Raw genomic sequence first — 20,039 nt, forward strand, 5'->3', positions numbered from 1 at the left:
GGTCACTGGATGGCCCCTCGCGGCAGGAAAACGAGAAAGTAGAAGATGACGAAGATCGCCACGACGATGAAGGTGGCAAGCCCGGCCACCGCAAATGCGCCGGACGGTCCGCGCCGCAGGATCTCCTCCACGCGCTCGTCTTCGTCCGCGAGACTGGGTTCGTTCGCTGCGGCGGAGTCCACGTCATGTGTTGCCATCGTGCGGGCCTCGTCTATTCCGGAATGAGCGGGCGCAACTCGCTGATCTGCGCCGGTGCCACGGGCGTCCCGCTGTTCTCCCACGCCACGCGGATGTAGGTCACCACAGCCGCGACTGCATCGTCGTTGAGGATGTGGGAGAAGGGTGGCATGCCGTGGGGCTGCGGGTTCTTCTTCGTGCCGGGTGCATAGCCGCCGTTGAGCACCATGCGGATCGAGTTCACCGGCGACGACATCGTGATCGACTGGTTGCCGGCCAGCGGCGGGTAGGCCGGTGGGTTGCCCTTGCCCTCGCTGCCGTGGCACATGGCGCATTGCGTCGCGTAGATCTTGCGGCCCAGTTCCATGACATTCGGGCTGACCAGCCGCGCGCTGCTGGGCGGCGGCGCTTCCGAATCCCGCTGCGGCAGTTCCTTCAGATAGACCGCCATGGCTTCGACGTCCGCATCGCTGAGGTATTGAAGGCTGTTGTAGACCACCTCGGCCATCGGCCCGTACACGGTCGCCCGATGCGACACGCCGACTTGCAGCAAGTCGGTGATTTCCTTGATGCTCCAGTTGCCGAGGCCCGCCTCGCGGTTCGACGTGAGCGAGGGCGCATACCAGTTCTGGTTGGGGATCATCCCGCCCTCGAACTCCTGCGACGTCTTCGAGCCGCCGAGCCGGTTGATCGCGGTGTGGCACATCGCGCAATGCCCGAGGCCTTCCACCAGATAGGCGCCGCGATTCCATTGCACCGATTTGCCCTTGTCCGGGACGTACTCACCTTCCTTGAAGTAGAGCGTGCGCCAGCCGATGAGCAGGTCGCGCTGGTTGAAGGGAAAGCGCAATTCGTGCGGACGGTTCTTCTGGTTCACCGGCGGCACCGACATGAGGTAGGCATAGATGGCGTCGGAGTCCTCGCGCGTGACTTTGGTGTACGAGGCAAAAGGCATCGCCGGATAGAGCAGGGTGCCGTCGCGCGAGAGGCCGCTGTGCATCATCCGGTAGAAGTCGTCGGCCGTCCATTTGCCGATGCCGGTCTCATCGTCACCCGTGATGTTGGGTGCGTAGAGGTTGCCGAAGGGCGTGGGCATCGGCCGGCCGCCCGCAAACTGCTTGCCGCCGGGGTTGGAGTGGCACGCGACGCAGTCGCCGGCGCGCGCCAGGTATTCACCCTTCTCGATGGTCTGGGTCGTCGGGTCGGTGGCCACCGCGCCGGGGACGACCGGCAGGTAGCCGGGCATGAAGTACGCGATGCCGCCAGCGATGAGCAGCGCCACGACGACCGCGGCGACCAGCAGGTTTCTGGTGCCTTTTCGCATGGCGGCTACATCTGGCTGCCGCAAGACAGCGGCATGCGTTGGAGGTTGGCCTTGCCGGGCGACAAGTCGGTCGGCGGGTCTTGCGTGGCAAGCCAGCTGGCCACCGCATGGACATCAGCCTCCGACAGGCGATCCGCGATGCGCTTCATGCAATCCGGCTGCGCTGCTTGCCGGTTGCCCGTGCGCCACCGCGTGAGCTGCGCGACGATGTACGACGATCGCAGGCCGACCAGACCCGGAATGCCCGGCTCCATGCCGGTGAGGCCCGGACCATGGCAGGTGATGCACGCCGGCACCTGCTTGCTTGCATCGCCCGAGATGGCCAGCGTGGAGCCGCGCTGGATCACCTCCGGCCCGGCCGCATTCGGTTGCTTGGCTTCGAAGGCCGGCCGCTGCTTGGCGAAGTGCTCGGCGATCTCGCGCAGATAGGCGTCCGGCAGATACGCCACCAGGTAGTTCATGGGCGGGTACACGCGCTTGCCATCGCGAAATGCCACGAGCTGGTTGTACAGATAAGCGGCCGGCTTGCCGGCTATGCGGGGAAAGTACGCGTTGCTCGTGCCTTGGCCGCTTTGCCCGTGGCAGGTGACGCAGCCCTGCATGCGTGCCTCCATGGAATCGACGCTCTTGAAGGCAGGAATCGCTGAATTGTCTTGTGCACTGGCCGCAATGGCCCAAGTGAACAGACTCGCCGCGACCAACGTCTCGACTGCCCATCTGGATGTGCGGCCGGGACGGCGCGGAAGTCGACGGTCAGTGGGCGTGGGGCGCCCTTGGACCGCGAGATTGGCGGTAGCCATCATTTGCTCGCATTGTTAGCCGAGGGTGGAGGGGCGTCAATTGCCGCTGATCGGCCCAATGAAAAAGGCCGTCAGCTGTTTCTCCTGACGGCCTTTGAATTCAAATGATGGTCGGGGCGAAAGGATTCGAACCTTCGACCCTCTGGTCCCAAACCAGCCCGCACTTCAATTAGATCAAGCACTTAGGGCATTTTTGTCTACGGCAACCAATGCTTTCTGGGCGAGCTGCCCAATGGTGAGTTTTTCGCGCGTAGACACCTTTTTAGCGTCTGGCCAAGTCACCTCCCGTTCAGCGAGCGGGCGATCGCGTAGCGGGGTTCTGCGCTAAGGCTGACGGCTTTCAGCGATGCGGCAGCAGGTCGTCAATTCGGCTGGCCGGCTGCGTTGGCAACCGCTCGAGAACGTCCTTGAGGTACGCATATGGCTCGTGCCCGTTGTTGCGCGCCGAGCGCACTAGGCTCATGATCGCCGCCGCCCGAATGGCTGCGCGCAAGCTGCCGGCGAACAACAAGCTCGATCTGCCCAGCGCTATCGGTCTGATGTGGTTGACGATCCGAACCAGCGCACTCCAGGGCACCCAGTCGATCCATCTCATCGAGAACCTCGCGCTTGCGCGTCTTCTTCGTCGACAAATTCAGGCTCAGCCCGAGCTGATCGAGGGCGTCACGCGGTTGGCAAACATGGTTCAGATCAGGCGAGGGATGGGCCTGTTTTTTGCAGACCATCCCTAGTTACCATTCATCGAACCGACCCTTACCATGTGACTCGCGTTCATAGCGGAATGAGGAACATGGAGAAACCGAAGAACAGATTGCCGTCCCCAAAACTATTGGGCAACCGGATCAAGCCTCCGACCGGCAAGAACCCGTGGAACTCGTTGGAGGCTGCCAAGCTGATGGCGGCCATGTTCGTTCCGCTTTCAGTCGCCTTCGCAACCCTCGCTATCAACTTCAACTTGCGAAAAGTCGAAGAAGCGAGGCAAAGGGACGCTTTCTTTGCCGAGTATGCAGAAGCCGTCGGAACCCATGCCACGGCGGTCGATGAGTTTGTGGTGTGGGCAATCCTCTACTACGAAAAAGCGAGCGAAACCGATCGATCAGCTCGAGCGGCAACCATGGCGGCGGCCGACCGAGTCTATTGGTTGCGCAGCCACCCGAAATTGCAACGACAAGTTGAACGATTGCTCGAAGAGAGCAAATCAGCTTTCGCCACCGAAGCCATGCGGGAAGCAACCGCAGTACGAGAAGCTTCAAGTTGGTGTCTAAACGGCCGGGACGCGGCGTCGAATTTCACTGTCGAGACCAAGTGCAGAGCCCTAGTTGAGCGAGCTAGAACCTGCTCGAGAGTGAGTATCGAATTGGTCTCGGAACTTAGTCGGAGGGGGGAAGTGAGCGACCGGGCAGTAGCCTCGATTGTCCGGAAGCCCATCATCCTTTTGTGCGCAAGTCAGGAAAGTGATAGCGCTATGCAGAAGAAGGCAGGCGAAGTGATTAAGGGGGAAGCGCCTGGCTGAAACGATTGGGCATTCGGATACGCCACAGTCTCCCCAAAGTCACTTAACGCACGGATGAAGAAGGCCTCCCGTGAGCCCTTTGCTTTCGCAGGCGACATTGTCTAGCAGAAGCACAGGACATCCCCCAAGTCCAAGCAGCCCAGATGAACCTCCATTGCCATCTCCAAGGCGGCTCCAGGAAGGCTGCACTTCGCAACGAGTTCACGTGGCTTGTGACCACCGGCGCTCGGGCCTATGGGGCCACGACGAAAGTCCTGCGTCGCTCTGTATCGAATGCGACCCATGGGGTGCCTTTCGGGCCATATCGCCGGCGGCTTTCGGTCACCTCGCCCATTTGGGGCGCACTCATTTCTTAGCGCGTGGCGCTGACCTTTTTTGCCTTCTTGTGGCGGATGTAGTCGGCCGTTTGCGTCTGCGTCGAGTGGCCTCCCATGCCCTGCGCATCCTTGATATCGCGTTTGTCGTCCACGTCCGTCAGCGCCTTGGCGCGCAGATCGTGAAAGTGCGCATTCTGGACGCCGGCGCGATCGCGTGCGCGCGTCCACGCGGTACTCGCGCCGTCATAGGTGTACGGCTTGCCCTTGAGCGTGGTGAAGACGTGTGTGATGCTTACGGGCTTGGCCTTGCCCTTGGTTGTCGGCTGCGGAGGCGGGTTCTTCAAGCGCGCAACCACGTCGCGCAACTTGGGCGTCCATTGGATCAGCACGCGCACCTGAGTGCTGTCTTCGAGCTTCGACGGCTCGAACAGGATGCCGTCCTTGCCGATCTGGCTCCACTGCAGACGCAACAGGTCACCAAAGCGTTGGCCAGTCAGGTAGGCCATGTCGATGAAGCAGCATAGCGTGTGCCCTGCTCGGGTGCGCTGGCCGTCCTCGCCGTAGTTCGCGGCCACCTTGATGCGGCGCAGCTCGCTGTCGGTGATGTAGCGCGTACGGGCCTTCACGGTCATGGTGGGGATGGAATCAACCGGGTTGCTGCCGGCCTTGCGAAGGCCTTTTGCCTCGGCGAAACGCATGCGCTCGCGCAGCGCGGCCCGGTAGGCGTTGTAGCTCCGCGGCTGCTTCGCCCAAGTTGCGAGGAATGTGGTCACGTCGGGCGGCTCGATCTGCCCTGCGCGGAAGTCGCGGAAGGCGTTGGTGATGGCCTTGTTGTGGGTGCGGTCGTCGGCTTGAGTCTTTTCCGAATGCTTGGAGCCGACTTCAAGCATCCAGTGCGCGACCAGCGTGGGCATCATGTCCTCCAGGCCGCTCTTGTCGGTCGTGAGTTCGGCGAGCGCGAGGTACATGGCAGGCACGCCGGATTTCACGCGACAGAGCTTGGTCCACTTGCGCTTGCCGTCGATTGTTGCGACGTGCCAGTAGGTGCCGTGCTTGATCGACACCAATGGAGGAAGGGTCCTTTTCTTCAACGTGCGCTCCTTACTTGAGGCCGTGAATATGCGTCGTTGGCTGGCATGTTGCCCCCTGCGCATACGGCTTCGTAGTGGGGCCGCTCCAGGATGATGGCGCCGGTGGTGGGCGACCGCCGGGCACGGTAGAAGCCCTGACGGCGCAGCTCGTCGAGTTGCTCGGATGCCCGGCGATAACCGGTCAGGAGTCGCAACTCGGCGGGCTCCAGGATGGCGTTCGGTCGATCGTTCATTTGGTCTTGATGGGCGTGTCGGTCATAAGCAAGTGCGACATGGTGTTAACTCAACGTGGGTCGGGTGGCCGGCGCCGGGTACAGGTACTCCGGCTCGCCGTCGCCTTGGTCATCGGGCAGCAGCTTCATGCCCTGGCACTGGCCTTCTTCGGTCTCGCCGCCGGATCCATCGCGTCCCGTACGATCGCGGTCATGGCCTTGATGGCCAGGGCGTCCCCGTTGCCGGCCCGGCTGGAGATGTAGCGGCGTACAGCCGGCACGTGGGGGGGAACGGCTTCGCGAACCTGATCGGCAAGAGCTGGAGGGCGCTCGAAGATCCATCGAAAACGCGGCACAGCATCCAGCCCTGTGAGGCGGCGATCGCCGCCTCATCCGGTGTAAATAGATCTAAATTAGACATTAGAACGCATGGGCGAATTAAGGCCCCGAAGGGCCGAAGAGATGAAAGCTGGTTGGGTCCTCAGGTTTGCCTGATCGAGATGACGCAGTGGGGCATCGTGATGGTGATCACTTTGCCTTCCTCGGTGATCATCAGCGCCGCCCGGTCGGCAATGATGTGCGGGGCGTACTCGATGCCACCGGTCTTGGCCTGGGCCGCGGCGCCTTTCTTGCCGGACTGCTTCCACTCGTAGGTATACCTAGCGCGGGACGTCTCAGTTTTCGCCGCGACATGGCGGATCACTAGGCCCTTACGCCACAACCCTCCCAGATAGTCCGACACCCGGTTCGGCGAAGCGGCGTGCGCCTTCACTTCCTTCATGTCGAACAGCTGGTTGCAATCCATCGGTTCGCCGGACTCTTTGAGGATTTTCGTCAGGACCGGGAACAGTCCGTCTTCGGTGTAAGGCATTGGTGCTCTTTCTTGCGTAGTGATTGATGTGCCAAGCGCTCCTTCATCTAACGACGCCTGACAGATCAGGCAGCGATAGTACCCAAGCCAAACGCGCACCATAGGGAGTTCATCCCCACAATCGCACGATCCATCGAATTTAGAAGGAGCCTTCTCTTTACGACGGGCGGCCGCAATCCCGGCCTCGATGCATCCTACCGGCCGCTGTAGAAGTCGGCGATGACGTCGCTCACGTACTTGGCGTGCTCGGTGTTGATGGTCGCGAGCTGGGTCTTCAGGTCGGCCTTGGCGGCCTTGCGTTCAGCGGGGGTCAGGGCCGGTGCGGCCTTAGCTTTTGCCATGGAATTTCTCCTTGAGTTGGCGGTTGTAGGAAATCTCATTGAGCCGGACGGCCCGTGCGATAAGCCGCTCGATGACGGAGCGGCGTCGCCTCGTGGTGCTCTCCAGCTGGAGGGCTTCGAGCACCTGTTCGTGCGTCAAGTCGTTCAGCACGGCAACCAGCGCTGGAAACGAATCCAGCGCGCGCGTGACCTGCCAGGACGCTTTGACGGTCACGTGCATCCCTTAGCGGCGGGCAGCCACCGCCTTGCGCGCAGCGGGGCGTGCAGGGGCCTTGGCGGGGGCTTGGGTGCGCTGGGTGAGGTCGGGCTCGGCGTTGACCATCTCGCGCGCTTCTTCCTGGCGGGCGAAGTGCACCGCGACGTTCTCGTTGGGCTGCGGATCGCCGAAGCGCAGCGTCGGGTAGTCAGCGTTGGGGTCCAGGCTCACCGTGGTGACGACGCCCACCGGCGAGGTGCCGATGGTGCGCGCCACGTTGTTGACGTAGCCGTCGAAGCTCTTGAGGCCCGTGGGCGAGACCTTCAGGGTCCACATCGGGGTGTCATCGTCCGCATCCGGGGGCAGCACGGCGAGCATGCGCACGTTCTTGCACGCCTTGCCGTTGCCGGCCGAGCCGAACACGTTCATCGGGCAGGCGCTGCAGCCGTCGGGCGACTGGTTGGCCGGCGAGTTCTCGCTGGGGACCAAGGTCTTGGGGTTGTCGCCGATCGCAAAGCAGACCGGCGGGACGATGTTGTCCTTATCGAAGTTGTTCTCGTAGAACTCGTTGCGCGACGCGAAGTCCACGATCACGAGATCGAGCGGGCCGGCGGTCTTGGTGCCGTCGGGCAGGAGAAATTCCTTGCCCTTCATGCGGATCATGTTGCCCGTGGCAGGCTGGGTGCGGCCTGCCATGAGCGCGGCTTGCGCCTTTAGCATGTCCTGGATGTTGACGACGGAGGTGGAGGCCTTCTTCACGGCAACCGCGGTGCTGGCGGTGGTCGTGGCCTTCAGGGGCTGCGAGGTCTTGGGCTTCTTAGGGGTGGCGGTGGCCATGGTTTTTCCTTCGTGGGTGGGGATCAGGCGGCGCCCGAGTTGGAGCGCAGGTTCAGGCGGCGCTTGGTGAACGCCTCGGTGCCGGGCAGGGGCTTCAAGCCATCCTTGGTGAGCTCGCGCCAGGCGGGGTCCGCGACGCGGCGTTGCAGCAGGTGGCCGGCTTTGTTCTTGTGGATGTAGGCGTGGAAGGCGTCCCAGTCGATGACGTTCGCCACCACCGTGCTGGTGATGGATACGCTGGCCTTGGAGCCGCTCGCCTTGTCCATGCCCTGGGCTTTCATCTCGGTCATGAGGCGCTCTTCGATCGAAGCGATTTCGTCTTCGATCTTCTTGGTTTCGGTTTCGAGGTCGCGCTTCTTTTCGCGCAGCTTCCACATCCAGTCGATGCTGCCACCGATGGTCGGTTCCCCCCTGAGGCGCTTGGCTGCGCGCTTGTTGCGTTCTTCAACGACTGCGTCCATGTGCATGTCCTTTTACTGAATGAATCATACTGCTATCTAAGATAAATCTAACTGCGAAGTTAGATCACGGCACAAGGGAGAAACCCTCGGTGGCTTCTTCCTCTTGCTCTTCGGCGTCCGGGTCCACCAGCTCTTCGGCGTAGCAGTCCAGGATGATTTCGACGACCTTGTCATCGCTGGTGAGGTAGTCGTGCTCCTCCTCCAGGTCGTGGTACAGCTCGCGCATCAGGGCGCGGCACGCCTCGATGTACTGCTCCTCCAGCACGCGGTACTCGATGCGCTCCAGCAGCTGCTGGAAGGCGTGGTGGCGAACCGGGTCCTTCTCCGCGTCGATGACGTTGCAGGGGTCGAGGTCGAAGTTCGCGTCGACGCTGTGCTCGTGGCAGTAGTTGTGGCCGCTCGCGCGGCGCTCGATCTTGAAGGTCCAGCCCGGCCAGTCGCCGTCGCCGCTGGCCATGGCCGCCAGGAGCAGGTCGGTCTCGCCCACGTGGTTCAGGAACAGGCGCCAGTTGTCGATGCGGCCGGTGAAGCTGGCGCCGTCGCCCTGGCTCCAGAAGCCCGAGAAGCGGATGTCGTTCACACCAATGCCGATGTCGGCGCAGTCCACCTTGAAGTCCTCGTACAGGTGCTCCCACCACTCGAAGTGCTCCACCTCGATGTTGCGGTACTTCTCCAGCAGCTTGTCCTGGCGATACTTGGACAGTGCGAGCCAGCGCGGATCTTCGAACGCAACGGAGGTCATGGGGTGCCTTTCATTTGCTGTAGTTCACGTCGAACCCGCCTTCGGCGTTCAGGGGCTGGTCCAGGCACTAGGGCAGGGCTTGGTCATGCACTTGAACATGTGGTCGAAGGTCTTCTGGGCCTGCGCAGCCTTGGGGTGACCTCGGCGGTGATTGCTTTCATGCCATCTCCTTGGTGATGGTGCCGAACAGGTCCAGCAGGTTGGTCATGCGTGCGTCTTTGGTGAGCATCGCGTCGTAGACCTTCTCGTCGATCGTGCCGGGGGCGACGATCACGATGTTCTCGGTCTTCTGGGTCTGGCCGATGCGGTGCTGGCGCTTGGAGCCCTGCTTGAAGATCTCCAGGTCGTAGGTGGGGCTGGACCAAATCGTGGTGTTGCCCTTCGTGAACGTGTAGCCGTGCGCCGTCGACTTGGGGTGCGCGAAGAGCGTCTGGTACTTGCCCAGCTGGTAGGCCGTGACGATGCGGTTGCGTTCCGCATCCGACACGGTGCCGTCGATGACAGCGAAGGAGATGCCGCGCTTGGTGGCTTCCTTGACAAGGAAGTCCTTCTGGTGCGTCCAGTGGAAGAACACCAGCGAGTGCGCGCGCTGCTCGACCAGGTCGAGGATCAGCTCGTAGCGGCCAGTGTCCACCAGGTGGTACTTGCCCTCGCTCTCGTAGACGGCACCCGAGGCGATCTGCAGCAGCTTGGTGGCCACCGCCGCGGCGTTGATGGCGGTGACCGTGGCGTGCGCAGGGATCGGCACGCCGGGGACCACGCCGGGGCGCAGCAGGACCTTGTTGGTCAGGCGCGCGGCCGCACTCGCAGCGGTGTGCTTGTGCAGCGTCATGATCTGCGTGGCCTCCATCTGCGCGTAGGCCGTCATCTGCTTTTTGGTCAGGTTGTAGGGCACCGTGTACTGGTGCAGCGCCGGGATGTCCACGCAGTCCTCGAACTTGTGGCGGATCACGATGTCCGACAGCAGCCCGAACACGGCCTCCTCGGCACCTTCCTTGTCTTCCCACTGCACGGCGCGCGGATCGCGCCCGACCTGGCGCGGCGCGCACACGCTGCCTCGAAAGCCGTAGAAGCTCGGGCCCAGGCGGTGGCCTCCGTCCAGCAGGTAGACCTGGTGCCACACGTCGGTGATGGAGCGCCCGTTGGGGGTGCCGGTCATGCCGGCGCGGTACGTGAAGTGGCACGCGATCTTGGCCGCCGCCTTGGAGCGCTGGCTGGTGTGGTACTTGTAGGCGGTGATCTCGTCCACGTCCAGCGTGTCGAACTTCACGAAGAAGTTTTTCTTCTGCTTGGCCAGCCACACGGCCGCGTCCAGGTTCGTCACGTACACGTCGGCGTCCTCGGCGAACGCCTCGGCGCGGTTGTCGGCGGTGGCCACCACGACCTTCATGTCGGGGGCGAACTTCTTGTAGTCGTTGAACCAGACGCTGGTCAGAAGCGACTTGGGGGCGAGGACCAGCGCGCAGCCGCCGCCCTTGCGACGGCGCCGGGCGAAGGCCAGGATGCGCACCAGGGTCTTGCCGGTGCCGGGGTCGGAGGTGTCATAGACCACCTCATTGGCCGCGGAGAATTTCAGCGACAGTTCTTGATGTGCGAACGGCGTCACTGTAGGCGCGACGCGCTTGAGCATCGAGGGCTTGGTCTTGGGCGATGTGGAGGGCATTGTGGAATTCGCCATGGGGGTGGGTCGGGTCGAAGTGGGCGAGGTCGGGCCAGGTGCCGGTCAGGCGTGCGTAGGCGCGCCGGCGCTGGATTTCGGGCTTGGCGACGCGCACGAGGCGCCGCCGCTGCTTGCTGTTCATGGGGGTTCCGAGCAGGAGAGGGGAATGGGGGTGGCCGGCTGTGCGTTCCTTGCCGGCCGCAAGGTCGAGGAGTGGGCTTGCCCGAAGAAGCGCTGTCGCCAGGCAGGCAAGCCCCCTGGCCACTTCGCGACGCACCGCTGGGCAGCCAGGTCAGCAAGTCGCCTGGCTTACGTTTTCTTCACGCCCACCGCGCAGTGGTTGGTGCCCCAGGGTCCGTACGCGCACCACTTGCACGAGAACACGTTGGGGTTGGGCGGAAAGGCCGTGCAGCTGGTGAGCTCCACGCCCTTGATGTTGAAGTTCTGCCGGAAGCGCAGCCCCTGCATGCGGGTGAACACGCGATCGGTGACCTCGTCCTGGTCGAAGTACCACAGGGCCGCATGCACGCGCTCCAACTGGGGGTAGCGCAGGAACGCCACGAGCTGGTAGAGGTTCAGCTGCTCCGCGTGCTTGACCTCGTTGCCGAACTTGCGCCCGGTCTTGTAGTCGATGACGGTGGCCTCGGTGGGCGAGTGAAAGACGATGGCGTCGAGCTTGAGCCGCAGCCAGGCGCCTTTCCACTCGGTCACTTCCCAGTTGGTGTCCATGCCCCACTCGCCTTCCAGGGACACGGCGCCCTCGGCGTAGAGCATGCGCAGCCAGTCCAGGCGCGAGCCGAAGAACTTGTCCGCCTCGGGGCAGAGGTCATCGCTGCGGCCCGACACGTACAGCTCGCAGTTGTCGTGCACGCGCGTGCCGCGATCGTTGGCGTGCTCGGTCTTTCCTGGGGGCAGGGGGCGCTCGGGCTCGGGGATCTTCTGGTCATGCTTGAGCCAGAACATCTTCTTGCACGTATCGAAGTCGCTTCGTTTGCTGAAGCTCCAGGACGGGACCATCGGATTTACCTTCGTTAGATCGAAGTTAGAATTTAGATTAGAAAGCGGTCAAGTTGACGCCGGGGTGGGGTCGGGCAACCCCCAGGGTGCGTCGTCCCAGCCCGGCAGGAGGCGGTCCTCGACCACGCTCGGGTGGCCCACTTGGGCACGCGCGAGCGCAGTGATGGATTGGCTCAGCTTGTAGGCCTTGGTCGCCTCCCAGTCCGGGCGCTCGCAGCTTTGGTAGTCGTAGCAGTGGCTGGCCTTCAGGATGACGATCGGCGCTGGCAGGTCGGCCACCGGCTTGAACACGAAGCCCGTGCACTTGGCGCGCTCGTTGTAGCGGTAGTTCACGGAGCGCACGTTGCCGCGGAACAGCTCGTCGGCCGTGGCCTGCTCGGCGCCGGCGGCGATGATCCCGTGCGCGAGCGCGAAGCTCACCAGGGTGTTGATGTGGGTGTCCGTCACGATCCAGCGCTCATGGGGTTCTCCTTCAGTCGTAAAGGCAGTCAATTGTTCGGCTGACCGGGCACAGCTCGTAGCCTTCGTCGCCGAAGTCTGAATGTTCGGCGTCGTTTTCTTCCTCGCCGACGCGGGACCAGGCCCCATTGAAGGCGGCTTCGGGGGTGCCCTCGTCGGCGCCGTCTTGCACCCCCTCGAAATGGGAGTACAGCGCGTTCATCATCTTGACGTCCTCGAAGTCGGGATACCACTTGACGTCACTGGCGGCGTACTTCAGGACCAGCAGTTGGTCGGGGTCGTCATCGGACTTGGGGTAGATGTGCTGGATCTCCCTGAAGAGCTCTTGTTGTTCCTTGCCCATCGGGAAGCACATGCGGAAGGCGGCGAGCTCGCGCTTCATCGCCTCGGGTTCGCCGGCCAGCATGTAGACGACTTCGGAGCGGTAGCCCATGTCAGCTCTCCTCGGGCAGCTCGATGCCGTCCAGCTTGGAGGTGCGCAGCAGCACGTTGTGCAGCTTGGCGATCTGGCGTTGCAGCTTCTTGACCTGCGCCGGCGGGGGCGGGCGCGTGTACGCGTTGAAGTAGTAGTTCATCGTGCCGTCGCAGCCGTGCGCCTGGCGCAGGGCCGCGAGCGCGATCTCCGCAGCTGCGGTCTTGTAGGTGTGTCCGCCGATCAGGGGCATGGTGGTTTCCTCGGGTGGTCGGACGTGCTTGCCAAGCCCGAACATGAAATCAAAGTGGTCCTCGAGCCACTCCTCGCTCTTGCCGGGGTGGTCGGCCATGGCATCACTCCGGTGCTTGTGTTGCGAAGTCCGCCAGCTCCAGCGCGCGGTTCATCGTGAAGCGGAACTGCCCCACTTCGCCGCGCACGTCGAGCGCGGAGGCGCAGCCGTTCTTGTCGAGCTCCATGCGCTGCTCGGGGTCGAAGCGCTTCGTGCGCTCTTCCTGCATGCCCAGGAACAATTGCGTCGTGCGGCGCGTGAAGACGAAGCCCTCGGGTTCGTTGCCGCCCGAGACGGTCGAATGCGTGACGCGAGAGCCGTTGACGAAGACGTGGTCCGCCGTCTCGACGGCTTCGCGCAGGGCGAGGGTGATGGCCATGTCAGGGTCCTTCCTTCTTGGGCAGCGCCTCGCCGAGCGCCCAGTGGTAGCCGCCGGCGCTCGACATGACCAGGGGCACGACGTGGCGCGGCGCATAGTGGCAATGCGGGCAGCGGTAGGTGCGCCCGGGCTTGTAGTCCCAGCTGTAGTCGTCCGCGGCGATGCCCAGCGCCTCGAAGATGTTCACCGGCTGGTTGCAGCCCGGGTTCGGGCAGGGCGAGGGGTGCGAGTGCATCACCACGATGTAGCGGTGCTGCTGCTCAATGCGCCCGAGCAGCTTCGGGTCCGTCGCCAGGAGGTCGGTATTTGTCTTCACACCTTGATCCGAATCGTTTCGCCAATGGGCCCCTTGACGTCCGTGGTGGCGCACCACAGGACGGGGAAGTCCACGTGCGACGGAAAGCCGCCGTACATGTCGGTGAGGTAGACCAGGCACTCGGGCTCGTGGCCCTTGTCGCGCAGCCAGTTGAAGGGAGGGTTGAAGTCGGTGCCGCCACCGCCGTGCATGTCGAAGTGCAGCACGTCGTTCGCGCCGAACTCGTCCACGTGGTTCACGCGCGCGTCGCAGTAGATGACGAAGAGCTTCTCGGGGCGCACGGTGGCGTGGATCGCGGTGATCTCGCCGCCGAAGGCCGTGAGGGTGGGCTTGTCGATCGAGCCCGAGGTGTCGATGGCCACGGCCATCACGCCCATGTTCTCGCTGTACAGGGTGGGCAGGTAGAAGCCCTGGCTCAGGTGGCGCTTGTTGGGGCGCATCCAGCTGTAGTCGTTCTTGGAGATCTGCGTCACGAAGCGCTGCAGCTGCTCGCGCCAGTTGACCTGCGGCGCGGTGAGCTCGTCGATGAAGCGCTTCATCGCATCGGGCAGGGTGCCCTGCGCCTTGGCGGCCTGCGCGGCCTGCACGGTGGCCACCTTCCACTCGACGTCCTGGAGGTCCTGGTCGGCCGGGTCGCCGTCCATCACGTCGCACAGCGAGTCGTCGTCGCCGTCGTCACCGTCGGGCAGGAGGCTGTAGATGTGGTCGGCCGACATGTTCTTGAAGGCCGGCTCGATGAGCCAGCCCTTGCCCAGCTCGAAGCCCGAGTCTTCCAGCACCTGGTTGATGACGTAGTCGCCGGCGCTGTTCCACTTGCCCGGGTTGCGCCCGTTGCGCCGTCCGATGTGCTCGAACACGCAGTGCATGACCTCATGCGCGAGGGCCGACTTCGTGACGGCCGGGGTCATCGACAGGATGAACGGGGGGTCGTAGAAGACGCGCTTGCCGTCCACCGCCAGGGTGGGCGTTTTCTTGCGCGCGATCAGGCGTGCCTTCATGTCCTCGGGCATTTCCTTGAGCTCCAGGCGCAGCGCGAGCATGCCGAAGAAGCCGTGGTCCAGGATCAGGCCGGAACGCGCGTGGGTGATCTGCGTGAGGGATTCTCGATTCATGGGTTTTTCCTTAGATCGTTTCACGTGAAACGTTAGAACTTAGATTAGTTGGCGAGCTTGAGCTTGCGCGCCTTGGCGAACACGGCCTCCGCGGCCTTGATGGCGGCGGTGAGCTCGGGCCCGGGTGTCTCGGGGAAACTCATCAGCGTGGCGGCGTTCCACACGGTGTCGTGGAAGTGCAGGCGTTTCGGTTCGGGGTCTTTGGCGGGCATGTCCTCGCGACCCGTTGCAGGTCGATCATAGAGCGAAGATAGAAGTTAGAACAAGAGGCCCTAGTTGTCGAATCAGATGGGCGCTTGCACCAGGGCGCGCTGCACTCCACTCGGGGTAGTGCGCGCGCAGCAGCAGCGTGATCTCGTCGATCTCTTCCTGGCGCGGTTGCAGGCAGTTGTAGCGCGGGTTGTTTCGCTCTTGCATCAGGCCGTGAGCTCCAGCTCCATGCCGTCTTGCTTGAAGACGGCGCCGGGGTTTGCCTTGGCGAAAGCCAGTGCGGCCGGGCGGTCCGTGGTGTCGTACACCACGGTTCCGTTCACCTCGACGGTGAAGACCCGGTCGTGGAAGTCGTCGCTCTGCGCGAAGAAGGCGGCGGAGACTTCCTTGAGCTTGGCGACGAACTCTTCGTCGGAAGCGTTGAGGTTCTGCGCCACCCACACGCCCACGACCTCGGTCACTTCGTAGGCGTACACGCCCGGGAAGTCCTGCTCCTTGTCGAGGGTCTTGAGGTAGTCGTACACGAGCACCGCCTTCTGGGCGCACAACTCGGTCAGGGCCATGTGGCCGCCGATCTCGTCCAGCATGCCGGCGTTGCCGCCGCGGTTCATCATGTTCAGGTAGCTGTCGGCGCCCTGCACCAGGTAGACCGCATTGAAGGCGACCTCCCTGGCGAGGTCGTTGGCATCGTCGCGGTTCATGCGTTCTCCGCCGCAAAAGGCATGTTGGCCAGGATGGCGTCGGCCGCGTCGGCGATCTTCTTGCGCGCATCGGGCGAGTCGCGCAGGGTCTGCGGATCGACCAGCATCGCGGCCACTTCCTGTTCGAGGCGCGTGATGTCCGGGTCGTTGGTGATGTTCAGGCCCGACAGGACGCCCACCAGGTCGCGTGCGTTCTCGATCAGGGTGTCGTAGATGCGCGGCTTTTCCTTGCTGCAGGTCTCGCTGATGCGCTTGACCACCTCCTGCACGCGCGAGTAGCAGTCCTTGACGGCCTTGGCCTGGCGCTGGCTCACGGCCTGCGTGATCGACTTCTGGATCTCGTCCTTGGCGTCCTCGGCCAGGTCGACGCGGAAGTCATGCGCGGCGGGCACCGGCATGAACTCGATGTCGATCGAGAACTTGTCGGCGATCTCGTAGGCCTTGGGGTAGTCGTCGGGCTTGAACATGGTGTTCAGGCGCACGCTCGCGTCCTGCACGAGCCTGGGGTAGATGGCCAGGAAGTCCTGCACGCGCTTGCTGAACTCGGCCTTGAACTTGCGGATCTCGGCGCTGTACTCCATGAAGAGCATGGAGGGGAGGAGCCGCTGGCCCTTGTCGGTCCACGGCAGCGTGCGCTGGTAGTGGTAGGTGCGCAGCTCACCGGCGAGCTTCATCAGCGGCTCCAGGTGGGCCTTGTCGATGAGCGCCTTGTTGAAGCGCCCGGCGTCGTGCGCGCCGTGGCTTTTCTCGACCTCGGCCGAGACTTTCTTGTCGTGCTTCTGGGCGGTCCAGATCGAGATCGACAGGTCCGCAAGCATTGCTTTGGCTTGGATCATTTGCTCTCCTTCGGGTTGTAGGTTTCGGGTTTGCGACGGCCCATCAGGCGCTCCACCGCGTACCACTGGCGGAACTCTTCGAGGATCTCGGGGTGGTTCAGGCAGTTGGCGATCGGGTAGGTGTAGGCGCGCTGGTTGCGTTGGCGCCAGGCCACGAACGCGGTGGACATGTCCGGGGTCCAGTTGGGGATCGGGCGGCTCATCGCGTGAGCCTCTTCTCGCCCCAGTACCGGAGCCAGTCTTCCCACTGGTTGAAGGCCAGCGGCACGCCCTTCTGCGCGAGCTTGCGGCAGCGCTTGTAGTCGTGCTCGACCATGTCGACGTGGCGCGTCACGCAGTAGTCGGCCACGAACGCGTTCCAGGCGCGCAGCAGCTCCAGCGCGCGATCGAAATCCATCGGGGCGGTCATTGGGTCAGCCTCCGGTAGGCCTTGTAGGTCTCGAAGTCGGCCAGCAGCACCTTGGCGGCCGGCATGCCCTTCTGGGCGTCCTTGCGCACCTCGTCCAGCGGGTAGACGAAGTCGTTCCACAGCTCTTGCTCGCGCTTTTCCTTGGCGCGCTCGCGGGCGTAGCGCTGCCAGAAGTCGGTGCCCGCCAGGATCGGGATCTGGATCATTTGCCGGTCAGCCTCTTGATGGCGTAGTGCACCTCGAACTGCTCGCGCCAGTAGGCGAAGTTGTCCGGGAAGTTGGCGATGAAGAAGTAGTCATTGGGCGGGCGGTGCGCTGTTGGGACGCCGGTGATGTTCACGCTCTGGGCCCAGCGCTTGTACGCCCGTGCCTTGCGCAGGTAGCCAGTCGGATCGCTTGCGGGTGTGGTGTTCATCGCGTCATGCGCCGGTAGGCGAGTTCGGTGCGAAAGCGCGTCATCTGCTCGATGCCGTCGGCCAGCCCCGCTTCCTCGCGCGCTTGCGCAAGGGCGATCTGGAAGCCCGCCGTCTGCGCGCCCATGAGCTGGTTCCACACGCTGCAGTGCTCGGTCTTGTAGACGCCGGATTTCAGGATGTCCAGGGCGCGCGTCGTGAGCCAGTTCTCCCCGTGTGCGATGGCAGTGGCCACGTCGTGGTTCGACGGGTTGCCGGGCATGGTGAAGGGCTGGTCCACGGCGTGTCCTTACATCAGCACCGCTTGGTTTTCCGCCACCCACTTCGTGAAGGCGGTGGTCTGCGCGACGTCGGGCTTGGCCAGCAAGGTCGAGCGCAGGAAGAGGACCTGGTACTCGGTGGTCATGCGGGTCACGTACTTCAGCACGCGGTCGACGTTTTGCGGCGTGGTCTTCTTGTCGAGGGCCGTGCAGATGGCGTACATGGCGGCCGGCGAGGAGGGCAGGTCAGTGCGTTCGGGCGCGATCAGGATCTGGTCGATCGAGGGCAGGTCCTTGGCGAGCTTGACGAAGGACTGGAACTCCGCGGCCGCGCCGTCGCCCACCGTGCCCTTGATGAGCTCGAACTCCACCAGGGGGTCGAGCTTGGAGTCGTAGATGCGGTCGACGAAGGCCCAGGTGCGGGGCGTCGGGAAGGCGCGCGGGTTCTGTGTCGCGTCGAATGCGTGCAGCAGGTTGGGCCGGAAGCGCATGAAGGCGCGCAGCATCGGCGAGATGTCGTGCTTGGTGGCCCAGTCGTACCAGTCGTCCATGTTGACGTCGAAGTCCAGGTGCACGAAGCGGTTGGCCAGCGGCGCTGGCTGCGCATGCACCACGCCGCGGTCGGTGGCGCGGTTGCCAGCGGCCACGATGGTCCAGTTCTTCGGGAGCACGTAGTCGCCGATGCGGCGGTCCAGCGTGAGCTGGTAGCCGCCGGCCTGCGTGGCCTGCAGGGCGGTGTTCATCTCGTCCAGGAACAGCACGCCGTAGCTCTCGTTGGCCACGACCTTGTTGCCCTTCTTGACGTGCATGGGCGGCAGGAAGTTGGGCGGCACCCATTCCATGACGTTGAGCTCCTTGTTCACCACGGGGAAGCCCTTCATGTCCACCGGGTCCATCAGCGACAGGCGCGTGTCGCGCAGCTCGTACTCCATCTCGGCGGCGATCTGGCGCATGACGTCGGACTTGCCGGCGCCGGGCGGGCCCCAGATGAAGCAGGGCTGCTGGATGGCGATCAGGTGCTTGACCGCGCTGATGATTGACGAAGGCTTCATGTGTCCACCTTAGATAGAAGTTAGAGGTTAGATTAGAAAGGACAGGGCGCACCTTGCGGGTGTGCTTGCGCCCGGGGTTCGCCCAGGAGCTCGTCCCAGTCCCGGCGGATGCAACCACCGGAGCCGGGGCGATGGGGGAAGTGGTAGCCGTGGCCGCAGTCGCACACCTTGTGGCCGGTCTTGGCAACGTGCTTGAGCATGGCGATCCAGCTCACGCGCCGGGTGCGGCATTCGGGGCATCGGACCATGGCAGCTCCTCTTGCTGGCCCCACATACCGGGCCAGTGGTTGTTGGACTTTCGGATGTTCTCCACCAGGGGCAGCACGCACAGGTTGTTCTGCACGTGCAGGCCGCACACCAGCGGATGGTTCATGGGCACGATGTGGTCCATGCTGTACTGCACGCCCGTCTCCAGGGTGAGGAACATGCGCGCCTTGTAGAGGTAGCTGACGGCGCCGCGGTCGTACCAGGGCGGGCGGCGGCTCTCCACCATGTCGCGCCGCTCCTGGCCGTTGTGCGGCTTGGGGGCGCGGCGCTTGGGGGTGGGTGCGAACAGGGGCCCTGAGCAGTGGCCGTCGAGCCCGAGCTCGAACTGGATCACTTACTTGAAGTGGCGGTGGTCGGGGCCGTAGGTGATGACGTACACGAGGCCGCCGCCGGCTTGCGCGTTGCGTGCGTCGCGCTCCTTGCGGGCATCGGGTTTCGCACTGAAGAAGAGTTCGGCGACGGGCTTGTTGGTGCGGGTGTCGCGCAGTGCGAACAGACGAAGTTTCATGGAATCCACTTGTAGAAATCGAATTAGATCGAAGTTCGATATTAGATCACGGCTTGGGCCGAAGCGTCCTTGGGGCTTGGCGTGACGGCCATGGCGTTGTTGATCGAGGGTGCCAGGTCGACCACCTGCTGGCACCGCGCGTCGGACATCGTGATGTGGCATTGCGCTTTGGGGAGGCCCATCGCCTTGGCCAGCATCACGTAGGCGGTGCGACAGCAGGAGCGCAGCAGCCAGATGCAAGTGCGAGCCGCCATTGAACCGTAGCTTCCACGATCACGACGTCCTGGGCACTCGATCAGCGCGCGGTCTCGCCTTGGATCCCATTAGACGGGGTCCTTGATCTGGGCGAAGACGCCCTGAAAGCGTCGGTTGCTCGCTGGATGGACCTAAGGGGTATCCGGATAGCTCCAGCTTCGGGCAGCACTGGATGCGCACACCCCAGCGCAGGTGGTCGGTGACGAACAGTCGGCGCGGGCACTCTTCACCGTGCGACAAACCAGCCGTTCACGTGTCGGCCTACTGCAGAATCTGGCGACCTCAAACGAAGCAGTTGGGATCCGATCTCGCGGCATACGAAGTAATGTTCGCACTGATTCTGGAGCGTGCCGCTTCGCCCGTCCCGGCCATCGATGTCGCAGAGAGCCAAAAGTCGGAGAGTCGGGCGACTCAACACATTTGTGGACGCGAGACGTCGCGGATTTGCGCTACCTTGAGAAAGGTGAACGCCGAAACTTCAAATAGCGGATAGCCTTCTGCCCGAGCGTGTACGCTATCTCTTCCGTCGTGCTTTTATGGAAGAATTGCATCCCATTTGCGGTGCCTGTGGTGGTCCACTCTAGGGCAATTCGGAAGGT

35 protein-coding genes and 1 pseudogene are annotated in these 20,039 nt (G+C 63.5%); 3 read left to right on the forward strand and 33 right to left on the reverse strand.

Annotated elements, in window-relative coordinates; genetic code table 11:
* Nucleotides 1–2: 2 nt before the first annotated feature.
* The 4 genes and pseudogenes from QTI66_RS32575 to QTI66_RS32590 form a co-directional block, all read right to left on the reverse strand.
* Nucleotides 3–197, reverse strand: a complete 195-nt coding sequence (locus tag QTI66_RS32575) for a hypothetical protein (protein ID WP_286564518.1) — start codon at nucleotides 195–197, stop codon at nucleotides 3–5.
* Between the two features lie 14 nt (nucleotides 198–211).
* Nucleotides 212–1,501, reverse strand: a complete 1,290-nt coding sequence (locus tag QTI66_RS32580) for a c-type cytochrome (protein WP_286564519.1) — start codon at nucleotides 1,499–1,501, stop codon at nucleotides 212–214.
* 5 nt (nucleotides 1,502–1,506) lie between these two features.
* Entirely contained in the window at nucleotides 1,507–2,103 is a 597-nt protein-coding gene (locus tag QTI66_RS32585; protein WP_353506255.1) for a c-type cytochrome, read from the reverse strand.
* A gap of 538 nt (nucleotides 2,104–2,641) precedes the next feature.
* Nucleotides 2,642–2,854 (reverse strand): annotated as a pseudogene (locus tag QTI66_RS32590) (transposase domain-containing protein); the annotation flags it as partial.
* Between QTI66_RS32590 and QTI66_RS32595 the strand changes: the two are divergent.
* A complete protein-coding gene (locus QTI66_RS32595; RefSeq protein ID WP_286564598.1) occupies nucleotides 2,763–3,032 on the forward strand; it encodes a hypothetical protein in 270 nt (89 codons plus the stop codon). The pseudogene QTI66_RS32590 and the gene QTI66_RS32595 sit on opposite strands and share 92 nt — an antisense overlap.
* Before the next feature lie 59 nt (nucleotides 3,033–3,091).
* Nucleotides 3,092–3,814, forward strand: a complete 723-nt coding sequence (locus QTI66_RS32600; protein ID WP_286564521.1) for a hypothetical protein — start codon at nucleotides 3,092–3,094, stop codon at nucleotides 3,812–3,814.
* Between the two features lie 352 nt (nucleotides 3,815–4,166).
* On the opposite strand, the gene QTI66_RS32605 is transcribed toward QTI66_RS32600, so the two are convergent.
* On the reverse strand, nucleotides 4,167–5,222 hold the full coding sequence (locus QTI66_RS32605) for a tyrosine-type recombinase/integrase (protein WP_286564522.1): 1,056 nt from the start codon (nucleotides 5,220–5,222) through the stop codon (nucleotides 4,167–4,169).
* Nucleotides 5,219–5,455 (reverse strand): hypothetical protein, encoded by a 237-nt coding sequence (locus QTI66_RS32610; protein WP_286564523.1) that lies wholly within the window; start codon nucleotides 5,453–5,455, stop codon nucleotides 5,219–5,221. Before QTI66_RS32610 ends, QTI66_RS32605 begins: the two co-directional genes overlap by 4 nt.
* 39 nt (nucleotides 5,456–5,494) lie before the next feature.
* On the opposite strand from QTI66_RS32610, the gene QTI66_RS32615 reads away from it, so the two are divergent.
* On the forward strand, nucleotides 5,495–5,698 hold the full coding sequence (locus tag QTI66_RS32615; RefSeq protein WP_286564524.1) for a hypothetical protein: 204 nt from the start codon (nucleotides 5,495–5,497) through the stop codon (nucleotides 5,696–5,698).
* Nucleotides 5,699–5,915: 217 nt separating this feature from the next.
* On the opposite strand, the gene QTI66_RS32620 is transcribed toward QTI66_RS32615, so the two are convergent.
* The 27 genes from QTI66_RS32620 to QTI66_RS32750 all read right to left on the reverse strand — a co-directional run bounded on the left by QTI66_RS32620 (nucleotide 5,916) and on the right by QTI66_RS32750 (nucleotide 19,439).
* Nucleotides 5,916–6,305 carry a hypothetical protein gene (locus QTI66_RS32620; RefSeq protein WP_286564525.1) on the reverse strand — a complete coding sequence of 130 codons (390 nt, stop codon included), beginning with the start codon at nucleotides 6,303–6,305 and terminating at the stop codon, nucleotides 5,916–5,918.
* A gap of 194 nt (nucleotides 6,306–6,499) precedes the next feature.
* On the reverse strand, nucleotides 6,500–6,646 hold the full coding sequence (locus tag QTI66_RS32625; protein ID WP_286564526.1) for a hypothetical protein: 147 nt from the start codon (nucleotides 6,644–6,646) through the stop codon (nucleotides 6,500–6,502).
* Nucleotides 6,633–6,860: a hypothetical protein gene (locus QTI66_RS32630; RefSeq protein ID WP_286564527.1), complete on the reverse strand. Its 228-nt coding sequence runs from the start codon at nucleotides 6,858–6,860 to the stop codon at nucleotides 6,633–6,635. The genes QTI66_RS32625 and QTI66_RS32630 overlap by 14 nt, the downstream gene beginning before the upstream one ends.
* Nucleotides 6,861–6,869: 9 nt before the next feature.
* On the reverse strand, nucleotides 6,870–7,679 hold the full coding sequence (locus QTI66_RS32635; protein ID WP_286564528.1) for a hypothetical protein: 810 nt from the start codon (nucleotides 7,677–7,679) through the stop codon (nucleotides 6,870–6,872).
* A gap of 23 nt (nucleotides 7,680–7,702) precedes the next feature.
* Nucleotides 7,703–8,140 (reverse strand): gp33 family protein, encoded by a 438-nt coding sequence (locus tag QTI66_RS32640; protein WP_286564529.1) that lies wholly within the window; start codon nucleotides 8,138–8,140, stop codon nucleotides 7,703–7,705.
* Between the two features lie 64 nt (nucleotides 8,141–8,204).
* Nucleotides 8,205–8,882 carry a DUF8835 domain-containing pootine gene (locus QTI66_RS32645; RefSeq protein ID WP_286564530.1) on the reverse strand — a complete coding sequence of 226 codons (678 nt, stop codon included), beginning with the start codon at nucleotides 8,880–8,882 and terminating at the stop codon, nucleotides 8,205–8,207.
* Between the two features lie 157 nt (nucleotides 8,883–9,039).
* Nucleotides 9,040–10,545, reverse strand: a complete 1,506-nt coding sequence (locus QTI66_RS32650) for an SNF2-related protein (RefSeq protein ID WP_286564531.1) — start codon at nucleotides 10,543–10,545, stop codon at nucleotides 9,040–9,042.
* A gap of 306 nt (nucleotides 10,546–10,851) precedes the next feature.
* Nucleotides 10,852–11,559: a PD-(D/E)XK nuclease family protein gene (locus tag QTI66_RS32655; protein WP_286564532.1), complete on the reverse strand. Its 708-nt coding sequence runs from the start codon at nucleotides 11,557–11,559 to the stop codon at nucleotides 10,852–10,854.
* A gap of 48 nt (nucleotides 11,560–11,607) precedes the next feature.
* Nucleotides 11,608–12,006 (reverse strand): hypothetical protein, encoded by a 399-nt coding sequence (locus QTI66_RS32660; protein WP_286564533.1) that lies wholly within the window; start codon nucleotides 12,004–12,006, stop codon nucleotides 11,608–11,610.
* A gap of 25 nt (nucleotides 12,007–12,031) precedes the next feature.
* Nucleotides 12,032–12,451, reverse strand: coding sequence for a hypothetical protein (locus QTI66_RS32665; RefSeq protein ID WP_286564534.1), 420 nt, complete (start codon nucleotides 12,449–12,451; stop codon nucleotides 12,032–12,034).
* A 1-nt stretch (nucleotide 12,452) separates the two neighbouring features.
* Nucleotides 12,453–12,782, reverse strand: a complete 330-nt coding sequence (locus QTI66_RS32670) for a hypothetical protein (protein WP_286564535.1) — start codon at nucleotides 12,780–12,782, stop codon at nucleotides 12,453–12,455.
* Nucleotides 12,783–12,786: 4 nt separating this feature from the next.
* Nucleotides 12,787–13,101 (reverse strand): hypothetical protein, encoded by a 315-nt coding sequence (locus tag QTI66_RS32675; RefSeq protein WP_286564536.1) that lies wholly within the window; start codon nucleotides 13,099–13,101, stop codon nucleotides 12,787–12,789.
* 1 nt (nucleotide 13,102) lies between these two features.
* The gene (locus QTI66_RS32680) at nucleotides 13,103–13,417 is read right to left on the reverse strand and encodes a hypothetical protein (protein ID WP_286564537.1); all 315 of its coding nucleotides are present in this window, start codon (nucleotides 13,415–13,417) and stop codon (nucleotides 13,103–13,105) included.
* Nucleotides 13,414–14,529, reverse strand: a complete 1,116-nt coding sequence (locus QTI66_RS32685) for a vWA domain-containing protein (protein ID WP_286564538.1) — start codon at nucleotides 14,527–14,529, stop codon at nucleotides 13,414–13,416. Before QTI66_RS32685 ends, QTI66_RS32680 begins: the two co-directional genes overlap by 4 nt.
* A gap of 44 nt (nucleotides 14,530–14,573) precedes the next feature.
* On the reverse strand, nucleotides 14,574–14,741 hold the full coding sequence (locus tag QTI66_RS32690) for a hypothetical protein (RefSeq protein WP_286564539.1): 168 nt from the start codon (nucleotides 14,739–14,741) through the stop codon (nucleotides 14,574–14,576).
* A 204-nt stretch (nucleotides 14,742–14,945) separates the two neighbouring features.
* Complete coding sequence (locus QTI66_RS32695; protein ID WP_286564540.1) at nucleotides 14,946–15,440, reverse strand: hypothetical protein; 495 nt, start codon at nucleotides 15,438–15,440, stop codon at nucleotides 14,946–14,948.
* Nucleotides 15,437–16,276 carry a hypothetical protein gene (locus tag QTI66_RS32700; protein ID WP_286564541.1) on the reverse strand — a complete coding sequence of 280 codons (840 nt, stop codon included), beginning with the start codon at nucleotides 16,274–16,276 and terminating at the stop codon, nucleotides 15,437–15,439. Before QTI66_RS32700 ends, QTI66_RS32695 begins: the two co-directional genes overlap by 4 nt.
* A complete protein-coding gene (locus QTI66_RS32705; RefSeq protein WP_286564542.1) occupies nucleotides 16,273–16,479 on the reverse strand; it encodes a hypothetical protein in 207 nt (68 codons plus the stop codon). The genes QTI66_RS32700 and QTI66_RS32705 overlap by 4 nt, the downstream gene beginning before the upstream one ends.
* The gene (locus QTI66_RS32710) at nucleotides 16,476–16,685 is read right to left on the reverse strand and encodes a hypothetical protein (RefSeq protein ID WP_286564543.1); all 210 of its coding nucleotides are present in this window, start codon (nucleotides 16,683–16,685) and stop codon (nucleotides 16,476–16,478) included. The genes QTI66_RS32705 and QTI66_RS32710 overlap by 4 nt, the downstream gene beginning before the upstream one ends.
* Nucleotides 16,682–16,891: a hypothetical protein gene (locus QTI66_RS32715; RefSeq protein WP_286564544.1), complete on the reverse strand. Its 210-nt coding sequence runs from the start codon at nucleotides 16,889–16,891 to the stop codon at nucleotides 16,682–16,684. The genes QTI66_RS32710 and QTI66_RS32715 overlap by 4 nt, the downstream gene beginning before the upstream one ends.
* A complete protein-coding gene (locus QTI66_RS32720; protein ID WP_286564545.1) occupies nucleotides 16,888–17,100 on the reverse strand; it encodes a hypothetical protein in 213 nt (70 codons plus the stop codon). The genes QTI66_RS32715 and QTI66_RS32720 overlap by 4 nt, the downstream gene beginning before the upstream one ends.
* The gene (locus QTI66_RS32725) at nucleotides 17,097–17,378 is read right to left on the reverse strand and encodes a hypothetical protein (RefSeq protein WP_286564546.1); all 282 of its coding nucleotides are present in this window, start codon (nucleotides 17,376–17,378) and stop codon (nucleotides 17,097–17,099) included. The genes QTI66_RS32720 and QTI66_RS32725 overlap by 4 nt, the downstream gene beginning before the upstream one ends.
* A gap of 9 nt (nucleotides 17,379–17,387) precedes the next feature.
* Entirely contained in the window at nucleotides 17,388–18,410 is a 1,023-nt protein-coding gene (locus QTI66_RS32730) for an ATP-binding protein (RefSeq protein WP_286564547.1), read from the reverse strand.
* A gap of 32 nt (nucleotides 18,411–18,442) precedes the next feature.
* The gene (locus tag QTI66_RS32735; protein WP_286564548.1) at nucleotides 18,443–18,658 is read right to left on the reverse strand and encodes a hypothetical protein; all 216 of its coding nucleotides are present in this window, start codon (nucleotides 18,656–18,658) and stop codon (nucleotides 18,443–18,445) included.
* Nucleotides 18,622–19,011 carry a hypothetical protein gene (locus tag QTI66_RS32740; protein ID WP_286564549.1) on the reverse strand — a complete coding sequence of 130 codons (390 nt, stop codon included), beginning with the start codon at nucleotides 19,009–19,011 and terminating at the stop codon, nucleotides 18,622–18,624. The genes QTI66_RS32735 and QTI66_RS32740 overlap by 37 nt, the downstream gene beginning before the upstream one ends.
* Nucleotides 19,012–19,185: a hypothetical protein gene (locus QTI66_RS32745; protein ID WP_286564550.1), complete on the reverse strand. Its 174-nt coding sequence runs from the start codon at nucleotides 19,183–19,185 to the stop codon at nucleotides 19,012–19,014. It abuts the gene before it with no gap.
* A 41-nt stretch (nucleotides 19,186–19,226) separates the two neighbouring features.
* Entirely contained in the window at nucleotides 19,227–19,439 is a 213-nt protein-coding gene (locus tag QTI66_RS32750) for a hypothetical protein (RefSeq protein WP_286564551.1), read from the reverse strand.
* Nucleotides 19,440–20,039 lie beyond the last annotated feature (600 nt).

Source organism: Variovorax brevis (genome assembly GCF_030317105.1).
In the GTDB taxonomy this organism is placed as follows: Bacteria; Pseudomonadota; Gammaproteobacteria; order Burkholderiales; family Burkholderiaceae_C; genus Variovorax; species Variovorax brevis.